This window comes from Demequina soli, assembly GCF_000971195.1.
GTDB classification, from domain to species: domain Bacteria; phylum Actinomycetota; class Actinomycetes; order Actinomycetales; family Demequinaceae; genus Demequina; species Demequina soli.
Genome location: NZ_BBLZ01000004.1, coordinates 222,938 through 240,867, shown reverse-complemented (window position 1 = coordinate 240,867; position 17,930 = coordinate 222,938). Strand labels below are relative to the sequence as shown.

The window sequence follows — 17,930 nt, the reverse complement described above, 5'->3', positions numbered from 1 at the left end:
TGGTCGGCGCACGGAAGCGAAGGGGAAGCATCATGAGCATCAGCGAGATCGACCGCACCGACACCGCCGCCGAGGGCGCCGCGACCGCGGGGCTCCACGTGGTCAAGCGCGACGGCCGCACGCTGCGCTTCGACGACCGACGCATCGGCACCGCCCTGGCGAAGGCCTTCGCGGCCGTCCACGGCGGGCTCACCTCGGCCCACGAGCAGACCGTCGACGCGCTGGTGCGCCGCGTCGACGCCGAGCTCGCCGCGCGCCACGACGGCACCGTCAAGATCTACGAGATCCAGAGCGTGGTGGAGCACGAGCTCCTCGAGGCGGGGGAGTACGACGTCGCCCGCGCCTACATCGACTACCGCGTCGACCGCGACTTCTCGCGCTCGAAGGCGATGGACCTCAACCACTCCATCTCGCGCCTCATGTCGAAGGACTCGTCGGTGGTGCACGAGAACGCCAACAAGGACGCCGAGGTCTACAACACGCAGCGCGACCTCACCGCCGGCATGGTCGGCAAGGCCATCGGCCTGCGCATGCTGCCCGCGCACGTCGCGAACGCCCACCAGAAGGGCGACCTCCATTACCACGACCTCGACTACCACCCCTATGCGCCGATGACCAACTGCTGCCTCATCGACTTCAAGACGATGCTGTCGGCCGGCTTCCGCATCGGCAACGCCCAGGTCGAGCCGCCGCGCTCCATCCAGACCGCCACCGCGCAGATCTCGCAGATCATCGCCAATGTCTCGTCGAGCCAGTACGGCGGCTGCACGGTCAACCGCATCGACGAGCTGCTCGCGCCCTACGCCGCCCTCAACCGCGCCAAGCACCAGGCCGAGGCCGCGGAGTGGATCGACGAGGGGCCGCGCCGCGAGGCGTATGTGCAGGAGCGCACGCGCAAGGACATCTACGACGCGATGCAGTCGCTCGAGTACGAGATCAACACGCTCTTCACGTCCAACGGCCAGACGCCGTTCACGTCGATCGGCTTCGGGCTGGGCACCGGCTGGTACGAGCGGGAGATCCAGAAGGCGATCCTCCAGATCCGGATCCGCGGCCTCGGCCGCGAGGGCCGCACGGCGATCTTCCCCAAGCTGCTGTTCACGGTGAAGCGCGGCCTCAACCTGGCCGAGGACGACGCGAACTACGACATCAAGCAGCTCGCCGTCGAGTGCGCGACCAAGCGCATGTACCCCGACGTGCTCAGCTACGACAAGATTGTCGAGATCACGGGCTCCTTCAAGGCGCCCATGGGCTGCCGCTCGTTCCTCCAGGGATGGACGGACGCGGACGGCGAGGACGTGGTCGAGGGCCGCATGAACCTCGGCGTCGTCACGCTCAACCTCCCGCGCATCGCCCTCGAGTCGGAGGGGGACCAGGCGACGTTCTGGCGGCTCCTCGACGAGCGGCTCGAGACCATGCACGATGCGCTCGCCTACCGGATCGAGCGGTGCAAGGAGGCGGTGCCCGGCAACGCGCCCATCCTCTACATCCACGGCGCGTTCGGGCGACGCCTCGCGCCGGCCGAGGACGTCGACACGCTGTTCCGTGACGGCCGCGCCACGGTGTCGCTCGGCTACATCGGCCTCTACGAGGTCGCGACCGCGTTCTACGGTGGCGCGTGGGAGTCCAACCCCGAGGCCAAGGAGATGACGCTACGGGTGCTGCGCACGCTCCGCGACCACGCGGCCGCGTGGAAGGCCGCGTCCGGCTATCACTTCTCGGTGTACTCGACGCCGTCGGAGAGCCTCACCGACCGGTTCTGCCGCCTCGACAAGGAGCGCTTCGGCGCCGTCGCGGACATCACCGACAAGGACTACTACACCAACTCCTTCCACTACGACGTGCGCAAGCACCCCACGCCGTTCGAGAAGCTCGACTTCGAGGCGGAGTACGCGCCGCTCACTTCCGGCGGCTTCATCCACTACTGCGAGTACCCCGTGCTGCAGCAGAATCCCAAGGCGCTCGAGGCGGTCTGGGACTACGCCTACGACCGCGTGGGGTACCTCGGCACCAACACACCCATCGACCGCTGCTTCGAGTGCGGCTTCGCGGGCGACTTCACGCCCACGGCGCGCGGCTTCGCGTGCCCCGCGTGCGGCAACGAGGACCCGCGCTCGTGCGACGTCGTCAAGCGCACGTGCGGCTACCTGGGCAACCCCCAGCAGCGCCCGATGGTCCACGGCCGCCACCAGGAGATCGCGGCGCGGGTCAAGCACATGTCGGCGGACGTACGGGTGCCGCTCTCCGCCCTCGATCCCGAGGGGTGACGATGCACAGGTCGCCCGTCGCGCAGACCTGGCGGTCCGATCGGGTCAGCCAGGGCTTCGTGGCGGACTACAAGCCCTTCGTCTTCGTCGATGGCGAGGGCGTGAGGTGCTCGCTGTACGTCAGCGGCTGCCTGTTCGCGTGCGACGGCTGCTTCAACGAGGACGCGTGGAGCTTCCGCTGTGGGTCGCGGTACAGCGCCGACCTCGAGGACCGGATCCTCGCGGACCTCGCGCACTCCGCCGTCCAGGGGCTGTCGCTGCTGGGTGGCGAGCCCTTCCTCAACACGGGGACATGCCTGTCGCTCGCGCGTCGCGTGCGCGCGGAGCTGCCCACGAAGGACGTGTGGTGCTGGACGGGCTACACGTTCGAGGAGCTGTTGGTCGGGCATCCGGACCAGCGCGAGCTCTTGTCGTTGGTGGACGTCCTGGTCGACGGGCCGTTCGACCTCGCGCAGCGCGACCTCACCCTCGCGTTCCGGGGCAGCGCCAACCAGCGGGTCCTGGACGTGCCGGCCTCGCTTGCCGCGGGCGTCGCCGTGCCTCGCGCGTGAGGAGACCCCCATGCCCGCACCCCGACGCTCTCCGTTTTCACGTCCTTAGGAACGGCGCCGACGCCCTGGCGCGTGCCACGCGCCCCCAAGTGTGCCAACTGGCCCCCACCTGAGGGTGCCGCATCGCGCTCGCATGCCCGCGGACGGGCCTGAACGCCAGCGCGGGCGTTCGCAACCACGTGAAAACGGAGAGCATGCGCGAGCGTGTCACACCGCACGCCCCGATGGAAGGCGGGTGGACCTCAGACCGCGGGCTGCTGCTGCGTGATGCAGTGGATGCCGCCGCCGCGCGCGAAGATCGGGCGCGCGTCGACGCCCACGATCTCGCGGCCCGGGTAGGCGGCCGCGAGGACCGCGAGCGCCTCGGCGTCGTGCGGATCGTCGAAGACGCACGCGATGACCGCGCCGTCCAGCACGTAGTGGTTGACGTACGACCAGTCGACCCAGCCCTCGTCGTCGCGCAGCGTCGCCGGCGCCGGGATCGGCACCACGGTGAGCGGACGCCCGTCGGCGTCGGTCTCCGCGGTGAGCAGCGCGCGGATCTCCGCGGACACGGCGTGGTCGGGGTGGGCGGGATCGCGCTGGTCATGCACCAGCACGCTTCCGGCGGGCGTGAAGCACGCGACGATGTCCACGTGCCCGCGCGTGCCGAACCGCTCGGAGTCGCGGGTGAGCCCGCGCGGCAGCCAGATGACCTTGCGCGCGCCGACCGTGCGCGCGAGCTCGTCCTCGACCTGGGCGCGCGTCCAGCCCGGGTTGCGGCCCGGGTCCAGCTGCACCGTGTCGGTGACAAGGAACGTGCCGCGGCCGTCCGTGTGGATGCCTCCACCCTCGTTGACCAGGGACGATGTGATGGCCGGCACCTCGATCGACGCGAGCGCCGCGCGTGCGGCCAGGGCGTCGCGGTCCCACGTCGCCCAGTCCTGGGCGCCCCACCCGTTGAACACCCAGTCCACGCCGGCGAGCGCGCCGTCGTCGACGACGAACGTGGGGCCCGCGTCGCGGAACCACGCGTCGTCGAGGGGTGCCTCGAGCAGCGCGATGCGCGGGTCGAGCCACGCGCGGGCCGCGCCGACCGCGTCGGGCGACACGAGCATCGTCAACGGCTCACGCGCCACGATCGCGTTCGCGACGGCCGCCCAGGCGCCGCGCGCCTCGTCGGCCTCGGCGTCGCTGTCGCCCAGCGTGTAGCCGCCGCTCGGCCACGCCATCCAGGTGCGGGTGTGGGGCTCCCACTCGGCGGGCATGCGGCGGGTCATCGGTCCTCCTCGTGGGCGGCGGTCAGCGCGGGGGTGCGCGGGGGCGCGACGCGGCGCGGGGCCGCCGCCTCGAAGGCGGCGCCGAGCGCGAGCAGGGCGTTGTCGGAGTAGGCGCGCCCCGCGAGGGTGAGCCCGACGGGCATGCCGGTGGAGTGCATCGTCCCCATGGGAACCGTCACCGTCGGGACGCCCAGGTGCCGGATCGCGAGGTTGCCGTTCGCGATCCACACGCCGTTGCGCCAGCCGGCGTCCGCGGAGGCGGGGTCCACGTCCATGTCGGCGCGCGCGACGTCCGCGACCGCCGGGAAGACGAGGGCGTCGAGGCCGAGACCGTCCATCCACTCCTCGAGGTCGGTCCGGCGGATCGCCTCGAGGCCGGCGAGGCCCTCGGCGAGGGTGGGGATGTCGGTCACGCGCGTGCCGGGATGCGCGCGTACCCAGTCGGGGTAGCCGGCGATGTCGTCGTCGAAGCCGTCGTAGCGGTCAGGCAGCGCGCCCGGCGGGGCGGGGAAGATCGTCGTGCCGTCGACGTCCGCGAGCGAGCGCAGTGCGGGATCGCCATTCGCGTCGAGGAAGTCCTCCCATGCCCGCGCCGACAGTTCGACGAGCTCGCGCGCGAGGTAGCCGTCGGGCAGCTCGGGGCGGTCCGTGATGGTCGGCATGCCGGGCCGGTCGCCCTCGTAGCGGGACACCATCGGCAGGTCGACCTCGACGACCGTCGCGCCGGCGGCCTCGAGGTCCGCGCGGGCGCGCTCCCACAGCGCGATGACGTCGGGGTGCGTGTCGATCCGCCGGCCGGTCGGGCCGCCGATGCCGGGGGACGATGCGGTGCCCGCCTCGGCGTCCGCGTTGATGTACATGCGGGGCACGCCGAGCACGGCGCCGGCGAGGGAGGCGTCGCGCGCGAGGGCCGCGTAGCTCGCGGGACGCACCTCGGAGGCGCGCGGCAGCTCGACCCACGGCTGGGCGCGCCACAGGTCGCCGCGGGGTTCGGGGTCGTCGGCGACCACGATGTCGAGGACCTCGAGCAGGTCGGCCATGGTCCGGGTGTGGGGGACCACGACGTCCATGGTGGGCACGAGCGGCCAGTTGCCGCGCACCGAGATCACACCGCGCGAGGGCGTGTAGGCGCACAGGGCGTTGTGAGAGGCGGGGCCGCGGCCGCTCGACCAGGTCTCCTCGCCCAGCCCGAACGCGCACATGCTCGCAGCCGTGGCCACTCCGGAGCCGTTCGAGGAGCCCGACGCGAAGGGCGCGGCGAGGTGCGCGGCGCTGTAGGGGCTCTCGGCGCGGCCGTAGAGCCCGCGCTGCATGCCGCCGTTGGCCATGGGCGGCATGTTGGTGAGGCCGAGGCAGATCGCGCCGGCCGCCCGCAGGCGCTCGATGGTGAACGCGTCGCGCTGCGCGACCAGGGTCGCGAAGGCGGGGCTGCCCGCGGCGGCGGTGAGCCCGCGCACCAGGTACGAGTCCTTCGCGGTGTAGGGGATGCCGTCGAGCGGCCCGAGCGGGGCGCCGGCGGCGCGGCGCGCGTCGGAGGCCTCCGCCTCGGCGAGCGCGTCGGGGTTGGTCACCACGATCGCGTTGAGCGCCGTCGCGGTGCCCTCCGCGTCGTAGGCGCAGGCGCGCGCCCGGTAGGCGATGACGAGCTCGACGGCCGTCACCTCGCCCGTCTCGAGCGCGGCGCGCAGTTCGGCGATCGTGGCCTCGACGACGTCGAACACGCGTCCTCCCGTGGTGACGACTCTGAGTTGATCGGTTGATCAATTGCCGCCGAACCTACAGAATCGTCGTCATGCCGTCAACGACCACCGCCCCCTCGGCCCGCCTCGCGGGGCCCGCGCGCCGCGCCGCGATCCTCGCCGCCGCGACCGAGCTCGCGTTGAGCGACGGGCTCGCCGCGCTCACGCTGCGCCGGGTGGGCGAGCGCGCCGGCGTGGCATCGGGCCTGGTCGCGCACTACGTCGACGGCATGGACGCGCTGGTGGCCGAGGTGTTCGCGGGGATCTCGGCGCGCGAGCGCTCCGAGGTGGCGGGCGTGCGCGGTATCGCGCCGCTGGTGCGCACCCTCACCGACGGCACGCGCGACGCGGTCACCCGCGTGTGGGTGCAGGCGTGGGCCGAGTCGCCCGCTCACGCGCGCCTTGCCGCCGCCGTGCGCGACGAGCAGGCCGCGTGGCGTGCGCTGCTCGAGGATGCGCTGCGCGAGGCGGGCGCCGCCGACGCCGCGCCGGTGGCGCGCGCGCTGCTCGGCATGATCGACGGCGTCAACGCGCACGCCCTCGCGGGAGGACGCGATCGCGCCGACCACGCGCCGCTGCTGCTGCGCGCGTTGGAGGCGATGCTCGGCATGCAACGGGGCGCGCTCGACGATTCGCAATGACACATGTGGTGGGTGCGACTCCTGAGGCGCAGGGGAACCCACCGGTCACACGAGCACTATCTCGTCACATCTGTCATTGCGAATCGTTGAGGACGGGCGCGAGCGCTCTCGCTACCTCCTGCGCGCGCACCGGGTTGCCGGCGTCGTCCAGCCCGGGGGAGTAGGCGGCGAGCGCCGCGCGGCCCGGCGCGATCATCACGAGCCCGCCCGCGATGCCGCTCTTCGCGGGCACCCCGACCGCGGCCATCCAGGTGTGGCTCGCCTCGTACAGGCCGGCGAGGGCCATGGCGCGCAGGGCCACGTCGGCGGCCTCGGCGGAGACGGTGCGCGCGCCCGTGACGGGATCGAGCCCGCCGCCGGCGAGCACCGCGCCCATCCGCGCGAGGTCCGCGACGCGCAGCCCGACGCACGACTGGAACGTGTACAGGTGCAGCGCGTCCTCGAGGGCGCAGCCCAGCAGGCCGCGCTCGTCGAGCAGCCCCGCGAGCAGCCGGTTGCGCTGGTTGGTCGCGTGGATCGCCTCCACCATGACCGGGTCGGCCGCGAGGTCGCGGCCCGCGAATGCCGACAGGCCCGCGCGCATCCGCGCCTCGCCGGCGCGCACGTCGCCGTCGCCCAGGAGGCTCGCCGCGGTGATGGCACCCGGGTTGACCATGGGGTTGGTGCGGCCGTCGGGGGAGCGACGGATCGCGTCGGGGTCGTTGAACGCGAGGCCCGTCGCGGTCATGCCGGTGAGCCCGACCACCCGCTCAGTCCCCACCGTGTCCACGGCGAGCGCGAGCACGAACGGCTTCGCGACGCTCATGAGGATGAACGGCGCGTCGACGTTGCCCGCCGCCTCCGGCGTCCCGCCCAGCGGGTGCACCGCGGCCGCGAGCAGCGCCGGGTCCACCGCGGCCAGCGCCGGGTAGACCGCGGTGACGCGGCCCTCCGGGGCGAGGCGTGCATCGTCCACCGCCGCGGCGAGGACGGCACGCATGCCGCTCACTGGGCGGGCGCCTCCGCGGCGCGGGAGGCCTCGAGCTCGCGCAGCTCGCGGCGCAGCACCTTGCCCACGTTGTTCTTGGGCAGCTCGTCGATGAACTCGATGACGCGAGGACGCTTGTAGCCCGTGAGGCGCTCCTTGAGGAAGACGCGCAGGTCGTGCTCGGTGAGCGACGGGTCGCGGCGCACGATGAACAGCTTGGGCACCTCGCCCGAGTGCTCGTTGGGGATCGGGATCGCGCCGGCCTCGGCGACCTTGGGGTGGAGCATCGCGGCGTCCTCGATCTCGCCGGGGTACACGTTGAAGCCGCCGCAGACGATGATCTCCTTCTTGCGGTCGACGATCCGGAAGAAGCCGTCCTCGTCCTCGACGGCGATGTCGCCCGTGAGGAGCCAGCCGTCCTCGGTGAGCACGCGCGCGGTCTCGGCCTCGTTGTTCCAGTACCCGCGCATCACCTGCGGGCCGCGGACGGCCAGCTCGCCGCGCTCACCGAGCGGCAGCGGGTTCGCCTCGTCGTCGACGATGCGCACGTCGGTCGAGGGCAGCGGCACGCCGATGGTGCCGATGCGCGGCGACATGTGCGTGGGGTTGACGGAGACCACGGGCGAGGCCTCGGTGAGGCCGTAACCCTCGGTGATGTCGTGGCCGGTGACCTGCTTCCAGCGGTCCGACACGGACGAGCGCACGGCCATGCCGCCGCCGACCGTGAGGCGCAGGCGCCCGAAGTCGACGTCCTTGAACCCCGGCGCGTCGAGCAGCGCGCCGGCGAGGGTGCTCACGAGGATGAGTCCGTCCGGCTTGGACGCGTCGAGCGTCTTGACGAAGCCCTTGAGGTCGCGCGGGTTGGTGATGAGCACGTTGTGCGAGCCGAACCGGAAGAAGCCGATGCAGTTCACCGTGAGGGAGAACACGTGGTAAAGCGGCAGCGCGGCGATGATGACCGACTGGCGCTCCTCGCCGAGCGTGTTGCGGATCTGCGCGATGAACTGGTCCTGGTTCGCCAGCAGGTTGCCGTGCGTGAGCACCGCGGCCTTCGCGCCGCCGGTGGTGCCGCCCGTGTACTGGAGGAAGGCGACGTCGTCGTGGGTGAGGCCCGGGTCGGTGAGGCGCGCGTGGCGTCCGGTGGACAGCGCCGTGGTGAACGGGACCGCGTGCGGCAGGTCGTACGCCGGGACCATCTTCTTCACCTTCGCGGCCACGAAGTTGGTGATCGCGCGCTTGGGCTGCGCGAGCAGGTCGCCCACCTGGGTGACGATGACGTGCTCGATGGTGGTGCGCTCGAGGATCCCGGCGACCTTGTCCGCGAAGTTCGCGAGCACCACGATCGCGCGCGGCTCGGCGTCGCGGAACACGCCCTCCATCTCGGTGGCCGTGTACAGCGGGTTCGCGTTGACGACGATGAGGCCCGCGCGCAGCGCGCCGAACAGCGCCACCGGGTACTGCATGAGGTTCGGCATCTGGATGACGATGCGGTCGCCCTTGACCAGACCGAGGTCGTGCTGGAGGTAGGCCGCGAAGCGGGTCGCGAGCGCGTCGACCTGGCGGAACGACAGCGTGCCGCCCAGGTTCGAGAACGCCACCTTGTCGCCGTGCGTGCGTGCCGCCTCGGCGACCATCGCGCCGAGCGACGCCTCGGGGGCGGGCTCGATCGCGTGCGGCACGCCCGGACCGTAGTAGCGGTACCAGGGACGCTCGTCACCGTTGACGGGGTCGTAGGCCGGGGGCAGCTGAGAAGGCATGTGGTCGGTGATCCTTGCGGGTCGTCGGACGTGTGGGGGACATTGTGGCGGCTGGGCGCCGACCCGCGCCAATCAGCGCGCGGGGCCCGTACCCATGATCACGTGGGGTTTCGCACCGTCCTTGGTGGTGACCGCCAAGCGGAGTCCCTCATCGTTGGGGGATACCGCAAGCCCCACGGTAGCGGGAAGGAGCACGGGCCTGACGAAGGCGGCCTCGGCGCGGTGCGCCTCGGGCAGCCGCCCCTCGAGCGCGGCCATGGCGCGCGCGTGCGTCCACATGCCGTGGATGATGGGCCGCGCGAACCCGAAGGCGCGCGCGGCGACGCGGCTCGTGTGGATGGGGTTGGGGTCCTGGGACACCCGCCGGTAGCGCCGCCCCAGGTCCGCCGCGAGGCGCCAGCGGGCGACGGGGGCGACCGGCTCCCACGGCTCGTGGGACGATGCGCCGGGCTCGCCGGGCACGTGCGCGCCGCTCGCGAGGTAGGTCGAGACGCCCTCCCACACCGTCTCGCCGTCGACCTCGGCGCGGCCCACCAGGTCGAGCAGCGCGCCCCGCGCGTGCGGCCGTAGGTTCTCCAGGTGCACCTGCAGGCTCAGCGGCTCGTCCACGCCCACCGCGCGGCGCATCGTCATGACGTTCGCGGTGTGCACCGCCCCGACGAGCCGCACGGTCGACCGGCGGTCGCCCAGCAGCGCGACGTGCAGGGGGAACGTGAGCACGTGGATCCACGTGGCGGGCACGGTGTCGCGCAGCGTGTAGCCGCACACCCGGGAGTACTCCGCGTACCGGTCGGGATCCTGGCGGATCCCCTCGACGCGGACCGCATGCGCGGGCAGGTGGACCTCGGCCGCGCGCGACGGCACGAGCGCCCGCGCGAACGCCGCCCCCATCGGCGGCAGCCCGTCGAGGAGCTCGACGGCCCGGTCCATCAGGCGCCCACCATGTTCTGTCCGCACACGCGGATCACCTGACCCGTCACCCCCTGCGACGCGGGCTCGCACAGGTACGCGATGGTCTCGGCCACGTCGACCGGCTGGCCACCCTGGCTGAGGCTGTTGACGCGGCGGAACACCTCGCGCTGCACGAACGGGATCCGCGCCGTCATCTCCGTCTCGATGAACCCCGGCGCGACCGCGTTGACGGTGATGCGCCGGTGCGCGAGGTCGGGGGCCATCGCGGCGACGAGCCCCGCGACGCCGGCCTTCGACGCGGCGTAGTTGGTCTGCCCCTTGTTGCCCGCGAGCCCCGAGGTCGACGCGATGCCGACGATGCGCCCGCCGTCCGCCATGCCGCCCTCGACCGCCGGGTCGAGCAGCACCGCGTTGATGCGCATCTCCGCCGCGAGGTTCACGTCGAGCACGGAGGCCCAGCGGTCGGCGTCGGTGTTGACGAGCATCTTGTCGCGCGTGATGCCGGCGTTGTGGACCATCGCGTGGATGCGCGCGCCGCGCGCGGCGACGTGCGCCGCGATCCTGGCGCCCGCATCGTCCGCGGTGATGTCGAGCTGGAGCGCGGTGCCGCCGATCTCGTTGGCGACCGCGGCGAGCGCCTCGCCGGCCGCGGGGATGTCGACGGCGAGCACGGCCGCGCCCTCCCGCGCGAGGGTGCGCGCGATCGCGGCGCCGATGCCGCGCGCCGCGCCGGTGACCACGCACACGCGCCCGTCGAGCGGGTGCTCGTCGAGCCGGTCCGCGGTCACGGCGGCGGGGCGCACGTGCCACGCCTGGCCGTCGACGAACGCCGAGCGGCCCTGCAGCACGAAGCCGAGCGTCGACACGAGGTCCGCGGCGGCGACGCCCTCGTGCGCGTAGACGAGCGTCGCGGTCGCGCCGCCGCGCAGCTCCTTGCCCACCGTGCGGTTGATCCCGTCGAGGGCGCGCGCGACCGCGTCGGCCTCCCAGCCGCCGCCGGCGCCGCCCGGGCGGGCCACGACGACGATGCGCCCGGCCCGTTCGACCGCGCGCGCCGCGGGCCTCAGCACCGCGCGCAGCGCCTCGAGGTCCGTCACCGCGGCGACGTCGAGCGCGTCCACGACCAGCGCGCCGATCCGGTCGCCGTAGCCCGGGGCGTCCGTGCCGGAGTCGACCACGGGCGCGTCGTGCTCGCGACCCAGGAGCGCGAGCGCGTCCGCGACCAGGGACGATGCGCCGAGAGGCGCGAGCACGATGCGGCCCTGGGGCCACTCGCGACCGCGGCGCAGGCGGGGCGGCTCGTGCAGGCCGGCCTTCGACGCGACCTTGCGGCCGACGGGGGAGTAGTACGCCTTCTCGAGCGCGCTCATCACACGGCCTCCAGGATCGCGACGAGGCCCTGGCCGCCCGCCGCGCAGATCGAGATGAGCCCCCGCGAGCCGGGCCCGCGCTCGTGGAGGAGCTTGGCGAGGGTGGGGACGATGCGCGCGCCGGTGGCGGCGAACGGGTGGCCGGCGGCGAGGGACGACCCGGTGACGTTGAGCTTGTGGTCCGGGAACGCGCCGAGGGGTCCGTCGAGCCCGAGCGACGCGCAGTAGTCGGCGTCCTGCCACGCCTTGCGCGTCGCGAGCACGGTCGAGGCGAAGGCCTCGTGGATCTCGAACAGGTCGATGTCGTCGACCGTGAGGCCCTGGCGCGCGAGCAGGCGACCCGTTGCGCCGACGGGCGCGAGCAGCAGGTCGGCGCCGCCCGGGTGGTCGACCGCGGCGACCTCCGCGTCGACGATGCGCGCCCACGGCGTGAGGTGGTGCTCCGCGGCCCACTCCTCGGTCGCGAGCAGCACGGCGGCGGCGCCGTCGGACAGCGGCGTCGAGTTGCCCGCCGTCATGGTGCCCTCGGGCCCGCCGAACGCGGGCTTGAGGGCGGCCAGCTTCTCAACCGAGGTGTCGGGGCGCAGCACGGCGTCGCGGGTGGTGCCGAGGTACGGCGTGACGAGGTCGTCGAAGAAGCCCCGCTCCCACGCGGCTGCGAGCTTGTGGTGGCTCGCGGCGGCGAGCTCGTCCTGCGCCTCGCGCGAGATGTCCCAGCGGGCGGTGGTGACCGCCTGATGCTCGCCCATCGACAGCCCGGTGCGCGGCTCCGCGACGCGCGGCGCCTGGGGTGCGAGGTGGGCGGGCCGGACCTTCGCGAACGCGGCGATGCGCTGCTGCGGCGTGCGGGCGCGGGACGCCTTGAGGAGGATCCGGCGCAGCGGGTCGCTCACCGTGATGGGCGCGTCGGAGGCCGAGTCGACGCCCGCGGCGATGCCGCTCGACAGCTGGCCGAGCGCGATCTTGTTCGCGAGGTACATGGTGGTCTCGAGGCCGGTGGCGCACGCCTGCTGGAGGTCGCACGCCGGGGTCTCGGGTGCGAGCGCGGAGCTGAGGACCGCCTCGCGCGTGAGGTTGAAGTCGTTCGGGTGCTTGAGCACCGCGCCGCCCGCGACCTCGCCGATGCGCTCCCCGGCCAGGCCCGCGCGGGCCACGAGCCCGTCGAGCGCCGCGGTGAGCATGTCATGGTTGGAGGCCCGCGCGTACGGGCCCCCCGCCTTCGCGAACGGGATGCGATTCCCGCCGACGACCACGACCGTGTGGACCATCTTTCCTCCGGATGCTCGGTGGATTCGGTGATTAACCGGTACTGACGGTAGCAGATACCGCCGGTACTGGATATGGTGGGCGCATGGCCACCGACGGCAGGGACACGCGCTGGGAGCAGCACCGCGTCGATCGACGCCGCGAGCTGGTCTCCCACGCGCTGCGCGCCGTGCGCACCCACGGGGCGGGCGTCTCGCTCGACGAGATCGCCGCGCGCGCCGGCACCTCCAAGACGGTGCTCTATCGGCACTTCGGCGACCGCGCGGGACTCTACGCCGCCGTGGTCGACGCGGTGCACGACTACATCCACTCGGGCCTCACGGCCGCGCTCGAGCTGACGGACCCGGCCGATCTCGGGCGCATGGCCGGCGACCTCGCCGACGCCTACCTGGGCCTGGTCGAGCGCGACCCGCACATCTACCGGTTCGTCATGGCCGCCCCCGCCGCGCAGGGCGCGCCCGACTCCGACCCCGCGGGCGACCTGCCCGCGATCATGGGACGCCACGTGTCCGAGGCCATCGCGGGACAGCTCGAGCGCTCCGGCCTCGACGCCGCCTCGGCCTCCATCTGGGGCCACGGGCTCGTCGGCTTCATCCGCGCGGCCGCCGACCAGTGGGCCGACGCGGACCCCCGCCCGCCGCGCGCGGAGGTCGTCACCCACATCACGGCGCTGTTCACACCCGGATTCAAGGGCGCGCTCGCGCCCTGAACACCCCCCACCCATCGAAGGAGCAACAATGACGTTGACCGACGAGAAGGCCGCCGTCGCCGAGGAGCGGCTCACCACGCTGGGCGCGCACCTGCGCACCGCGCTGGACGGCCGCTACGCCGCCGAGCGGGCACGCAACCGCGCCACCTTCCCCGCCGAGGGCGCCCTGCGCCCCGTCGAGATGGGGATCGAGGAGTCCCGCGACTGGACCCTCGCCCGGCTGCGGGCGCTCGACGCGGCCGGCTTCGGGTCGGCGGGGGTGCCCGAGCGTGCCGGCGGCCACGCCGACCCGCTCGAGGCCGTGCTGACCTTCGAGACGCTCGCTCACGCGGACCTGTCGGTCACCATCAAGTCGGGCGTCCAGTTCGGGCTGTTCGGCGGCGCCATCACCAACCTGGGCACCGCATGGCACCACGACGCGTTCCTGCCGGGCGTGACGTCGATGGAGCTGCTCGGCGGCTTCGCGATGACCGAGCTGGGTCACGGCTCGGACGTCGCGAGCCTCGAGACCACCCTCACGTACCTGCCCGACACCGACGAGCTCGAGGTCCACTCGCCCACGCCCGCCGCCACCAAGGCGTACATCGGCAACGCCGCGCGCGACGGCCGCATGGCGGTCGTGTTCGGCCAGCTCGTGGTGGCGGGGGAGCGCCACGGCGTCCACGCGGCGCTCGTGCCGCTGCGCGACGAGGACGGGCGCGACCTGCCCGGCGTCACCACGGGCGACCAGGGCCACAAGGGTGGCCTGCTCGGCGTCGACAACGGCACCCTCACGTTCGACCGCGTCCGCGTGCCTCGCCGCATGCTGCTCGACCGCTACGGCGGCGTCGACGAGTCCGGCACCTACCGCTCCGAGATCGCCGACCCCAACCGCCGCTTCTTCACGATGCTCGGCACGCTCGTGCGCGGCCGTGTGTGCGTGGGTGGCGGCGGCGCCATGGCGGCGCGGCGCGCGCTGTCGATCGCGACGCGCCACGCCCTGCGCCGTCGCCAGTTCCCCGCGCCCGGCCGCCCCGACGGCGTCCTCCTGCTCGACTACGTGGTGCACCAGCGGCGCCTGCTGCCGCTCATCGCGCGGGCCTACGCGTACGGCACCGCCCAGAACGCGCTCATCGCGGCGCTCGTCCACGTCCAGGGCGACGATCCGAGCACGGAGCGCGACCAGCGCGAGCTCGAGACCTTCGCCGCCGGGATGAAGGCCACCCAGACGTGGTTCGCCAACCGGGCCGTCCAGGAGGCGCGCGAGGCGTGCGGCGGGGCCGGCTACCTCAGCGAGAACGAGCTCACCGCCCTGCGCGGCGACGTCGACATCTTCGCGACCTTCGAGGGCGACAACACCGTGCTCATGCAGCTCGTCACGAAGGCGCTGCTCACCGACTACCGGCACGCGTGGTCCGCGCTCGACCGCACCGGCGTGGTCCAGGCCACCACCAAGGCCGTGGGCGAGAGGGTGATGGAGCGCACGGCCGCGGGGCTCATGCTGGACCGGCTCGCCGCGACGGCCCGCCGCCGCCCGGAGGACACCACCCTGGTCGACCGCGGCTGGCACGCCTACATGGTCGAGGAGCGCGAGCGCCACTCCCTCGAGTCCCTCGCGCGGCGCATGCGGGCGGCCGCCAAGGACGGCGGTGACCCGTTCGAGGCGTTCAACCGGCTCGGCCCCCACGTGCAGTTCGTCGCCCGCGCGCACATGGAGCGGGTCACGCTCGCGGCGTTCGTCGAGACGGTCGAGGCGTGCCGGGACCGGGAGGCCCGCGCGGTGCTCGAGCGCCTCTGCAGCCTGTACGCCCTGGCCAGCATCGCCGAGGACCGCGCGTGGTTCCTCGAGCACAACCGCATGACCGCGGCCCGTTCCAAGGGCATCGGCGACCAGATCGACGCGCTGTGCCGCGAGCTGCGGCCGCACGCACTGGCGCTCGTCGAGGGCATGGGGATCCCGCGCGGCTGGCTCACGGCGGCCCTCCTCGAGGACTGACGCGGCGCGGCGCCGACGGGAGAGCGCTCTCGGGAATCGGCGCCGCCACCCGCGTGGTTCACTGGGTGTTCCCCGCGCTCGACGACGAGCGGCCTCCAGCCCTCGTAGAACGGCGCCACCATGCCCTCGCTCTCTCCCGCGCGCACGCGCCTGGCCCTGCTCGCGCTCGCGCTGGGCGGCTTCGGCATCGGCACCACCGAGTTCGTCGCCATGGGCCTGCTGCCCGACATCGCCCGGGACACGCTGCCCACCCTGTACGCCCAAGACCCCGACGCCGCCATCGCCAAGGCGGGCATCGTCATCTCCGCGTACGCGCTCGGCGTCGTGATCGGCGCCCCGACCATCGCCGCGACGGCCGCGCGGTTCCCCCGCAAGGGTCTCCTCACCGTGCTCGCGGCCGCGTTCACGCTCGGCACCGTCGCGTCCGCGCTCGCCCCGACGTTCGAGACCATCATCGCGGCCCGCGTGCTCGCCGGCCTGCCGCACGGCGCCTACTTCGGCGTCGCCGCGCTCGTGGCGGCCGACCTCATGGGCCCGGGACGCCGCGGCCGCGCCGTCGCCTTCGTGCTGTCCGGCCTCACGATCGCCAACGTCGTGGGCGTCCCCGCGATCACGTGGCTCGGCCAGCACGCAGGCTGGCGCGTCGCGTACCTCGCTGTCGCGGCCATCTTCGCGCTCACCACGCTCGCGATCGCGCTCCTCGTCCCGCGCTCGCCCGGCGACCCCGCCGCGACCGTCCGCCGCGAGCTGTCGGCCTTCGGCCGTCCCGCGGTGTGGTTCGCGCTCGCGACCGGCGCGCTCGGCTTCGGCGGCTTCTTCGCCGTCTACTCCTACGTCTCGCCGCTCGCCACGAACGTCACCGGCACGCCCGAGTCCTTCGTGCCGGTCGCGCTCGTGGTGCTCGGGCTGGGCATGACCGCCGGCAACATCGTCGGCGGCCGCATGGCCGACCGCGGCGCCATGCGCGCCGTGTTCCGCCTGTTCGCGCTCTTCGCGGGCTCCCTGCTGCTGCTCGCGCTCGCCGCGAGCACCCTGCCCGGGCTGCTCGCGGGCCTGTTCCTCGTGGGCGCGTCGGCGTCGGCGATCTCGCCGGCGATCCAGACGCGCCTCATGGACGTCGCCGGCGACAGCCAGACCATCGCGGCCGCCGTCAACCATTCCTCGCTCAACCTCGGCAACAGCCTGGGCGCGTTCCTCGGCGGCGCGGTCATCGCCGCCGGCTGGGGCTACCTCGCTCCCACCTGGGTGGGCCTCGCGCTGTGCGTCCCCGGCGTGCTCGCGGCCGTCGCCGGGTGGGCGGTCACCCGGGTCCCGGTGGACGATGCGGTACCCTCCTTGGCGGCCGCCGACGACCGGGTCGCCGCGAGCCCCGGGAGCTGAGCCGGCCTCCGCATCGTCCAGGAGGAACCCGTGACCGTCGCCGAGCCGCCCGTCGAGATCAAGCCCCACGCGGTGTGGGAGGACGTCCTCGCGATCCCGACCGGCGCGTTCCTCATGTCGTGGGGCATGTACCTGCTCAAGGCGATCGGCGGCATCACCGGCGGGCTCGCGGGCGTGTCGTTCCTCACGACGTACGTGACCGGCTGGTCGCTCGGCGTCGTGTACTTCCTCATCAACGTGCCGTTCTACTGGCTCGCCGTGCGCCGCATCGGCTGGGCCTTCACCCTCAAGACCCTCATCGCGGTGGGTCTCATCTCGGTGGGCGTGGGCCTGCACCCGCACTTCATCGACGTCTCGTCCCTCGAGCCGATGTACGCCGCCGTCTTCGCGGGCCTCGCGGTCGGCACGGGCATGATCGTGCTGTTCCGCCACGGCGCGAGCGCGGGCGGGTTCGGCATCCTCGCGCAGTACCTGCAGACCTCGCGCGGCTGGCGCGCGGGCTACGTGCAGCTCGCGCTCGACCTGTGCGTGATCGCGGCGTCGATCGCGCTGGTCGACGGGTGGATCCTGGTGTGCTCCATCGTCGGCGGCGTGCTGCTCAACCTGGTGGTGGCGATCAACCACCGCCCGGGCCGCTACTTCGGCTGAGACGCCCCCACGCGCACGGCGGCGCGGACCTCGTCGAGCATCTCCTCGGGCGTGACCGTGGGTGCGAAACGCTTGACGATGCGGCCGTCGCGACCCAGGAGGAACTTGGTGAAGTTCCACTTGATGGCGCCGCCGGTGAGTCCGCGCGTCTCGGACTTGAGCCAGCGGTACAGCGGGTGCGCGGCGCGCCCGTTGACGTCGATCTTCGCGAACATCGGGAACGTCACGCCGTAGTTCGCCTGGCAGAAGTCGCCGATCTCGTCGGCGGTGCCGGGCTCCTGGTGGGCGAACTGGTTGCACGGGAAGCCCAGGATCACGAGGCCGTCGTCGGCGAGCTCGCGATACATGGCCTCGAGGCCCTCGAACTGCGGCGTGAGGCCGCACTTGGAGGCCGTGTTGACCACGAGGACCACCCGGCCCGCGTAGTCGGCGAGGTCGCGGTCGGTGCCGTCGAGCGCGGCCGCGTGGAAGTCATGAAGAGTGGTCATG

The 17,930-nt window shown here is 73.2% G+C and carries 15 protein-coding genes; 7 read left to right on the top strand and 8 right to left on the bottom strand.

What is annotated here, in order from left to right; genetic code table 11:
- The first annotated feature begins 32 nt into the window (after positions 1-32).
- Positions 33-2,267: an anaerobic ribonucleoside-triphosphate reductase gene (gene nrdD, locus AOM04_RS10225; RefSeq protein WP_062464684.1), complete on the top strand. Its 2,235-nt coding sequence runs from the start codon at positions 33-35 to the stop codon at positions 2,265-2,267.
- Between the two features lie 2 nt (positions 2,268-2,269).
- The gene (gene nrdG, locus AOM04_RS10220) at positions 2,270-2,818 is read left to right on the top strand and encodes an anaerobic ribonucleoside-triphosphate reductase activating protein (RefSeq protein ID WP_062464683.1); all 549 of its coding nucleotides are present in this window, start codon (positions 2,270-2,272) and stop codon (positions 2,816-2,818) included.
- Between the two features lie 242 nt (positions 2,819-3,060).
- On the opposite strand, the gene AOM04_RS10215 is transcribed toward nrdG, so the two are convergent.
- Together AOM04_RS10215 and AOM04_RS10210 are read right to left on the bottom strand one after the other, a co-directional pair.
- A complete protein-coding gene (locus tag AOM04_RS10215) occupies positions 3,061-4,077 on the bottom strand; it encodes an agmatine deiminase family protein (RefSeq protein ID WP_062464682.1) in 1,017 nt (338 codons plus the stop codon).
- Positions 4,074-5,798 carry an amidase gene (locus tag AOM04_RS10210; RefSeq protein ID WP_062464681.1) on the bottom strand — a complete coding sequence of 575 codons (1,725 nt, stop codon included), beginning with the start codon at positions 5,796-5,798 and terminating at the stop codon, positions 4,074-4,076. The genes AOM04_RS10215 and AOM04_RS10210 overlap by 4 nt, the downstream gene beginning before the upstream one ends.
- A gap of 71 nt (positions 5,799-5,869) precedes the next feature.
- Between AOM04_RS10210 and AOM04_RS10205 the strand changes: the two genes are divergently transcribed.
- The gene (locus AOM04_RS10205; RefSeq protein ID WP_062464680.1) at positions 5,870-6,457 is read left to right on the top strand and encodes a TetR family transcriptional regulator C-terminal domain-containing protein; all 588 of its coding nucleotides are present in this window, start codon (positions 5,870-5,872) and stop codon (positions 6,455-6,457) included.
- 73 nt (positions 6,458-6,530) lie between these two features.
- On the opposite strand, the gene AOM04_RS10200 is transcribed toward AOM04_RS10205, so the two are convergent.
- The 5 genes from AOM04_RS10200 to AOM04_RS10180 all read right to left on the bottom strand — a co-directional run bounded on the left by AOM04_RS10200 (position 6,531) and on the right by AOM04_RS10180 (position 12,731).
- Positions 6,531-7,436, bottom strand: a complete 906-nt coding sequence (locus AOM04_RS10200; protein WP_156160692.1) for a glutaminase — start codon at positions 7,434-7,436, stop codon at positions 6,531-6,533.
- Between the two features lie 5 nt (positions 7,437-7,441).
- On the bottom strand, positions 7,442-9,181 hold the full coding sequence (locus AOM04_RS10195; RefSeq protein ID WP_062464678.1) for an AMP-binding protein: 1,740 nt from the start codon (positions 9,179-9,181) through the stop codon (positions 7,442-7,444).
- A 72-nt stretch (positions 9,182-9,253) separates the two neighbouring features.
- Complete coding sequence (locus tag AOM04_RS10190; RefSeq protein ID WP_062464677.1) at positions 9,254-10,111, bottom strand: MaoC family dehydratase; 858 nt, start codon at positions 10,109-10,111, stop codon at positions 9,254-9,256.
- Positions 10,111-11,463: a 3-oxoacyl-ACP reductase gene (locus AOM04_RS10185; protein WP_062464676.1), complete on the bottom strand. Its 1,353-nt coding sequence runs from the start codon at positions 11,461-11,463 to the stop codon at positions 10,111-10,113. The genes AOM04_RS10190 and AOM04_RS10185 overlap by 1 nt, the downstream gene beginning before the upstream one ends.
- A complete protein-coding gene (locus AOM04_RS10180) occupies positions 11,463-12,731 on the bottom strand; it encodes an acetyl-CoA C-acetyltransferase (protein WP_062464675.1) in 1,269 nt (422 codons plus the stop codon). Before AOM04_RS10180 ends, AOM04_RS10185 begins: the two co-directional genes overlap by 1 nt.
- An 83-nt stretch (positions 12,732-12,814) precedes the next feature.
- On the opposite strand from AOM04_RS10180, the gene AOM04_RS10175 reads away from it, so the two are divergent.
- The 4 genes from AOM04_RS10175 to AOM04_RS10160 all read left to right on the top strand — a co-directional run bounded on the left by AOM04_RS10175 (position 12,815) and on the right by AOM04_RS10160 (position 17,441).
- Positions 12,815-13,438, top strand: a complete 624-nt coding sequence (locus AOM04_RS10175) for a TetR/AcrR family transcriptional regulator (protein ID WP_062464674.1) — start codon at positions 12,815-12,817, stop codon at positions 13,436-13,438.
- A 28-nt stretch (positions 13,439-13,466) separates the two neighbouring features.
- Entirely contained in the window at positions 13,467-15,413 is a 1,947-nt protein-coding gene (locus tag AOM04_RS10170) for an acyl-CoA dehydrogenase family protein (protein WP_062464673.1), read from the top strand.
- Between the two features lie 120 nt (positions 15,414-15,533).
- Positions 15,534-16,793 carry an MFS transporter gene (locus AOM04_RS10165; protein ID WP_062464672.1) on the top strand — a complete coding sequence of 420 codons (1,260 nt, stop codon included), beginning with the start codon at positions 15,534-15,536 and terminating at the stop codon, positions 16,791-16,793.
- 30 nt (positions 16,794-16,823) lie between these two features.
- Entirely contained in the window at positions 16,824-17,441 is a 618-nt protein-coding gene (locus tag AOM04_RS10160) for a YitT family protein (RefSeq protein ID WP_062464671.1), read from the top strand.
- Here AOM04_RS10160 and AOM04_RS10155 read toward each other — a convergent pair.
- A complete protein-coding gene (locus tag AOM04_RS10155; protein WP_062464670.1) occupies positions 17,429-17,929 on the bottom strand; it encodes a glutathione peroxidase in 501 nt (166 codons plus the stop codon). The two genes, AOM04_RS10160 and AOM04_RS10155, sit on opposite strands and share 13 nt — an antisense overlap.
- Position 17,930 lies beyond the last annotated feature (1 nt).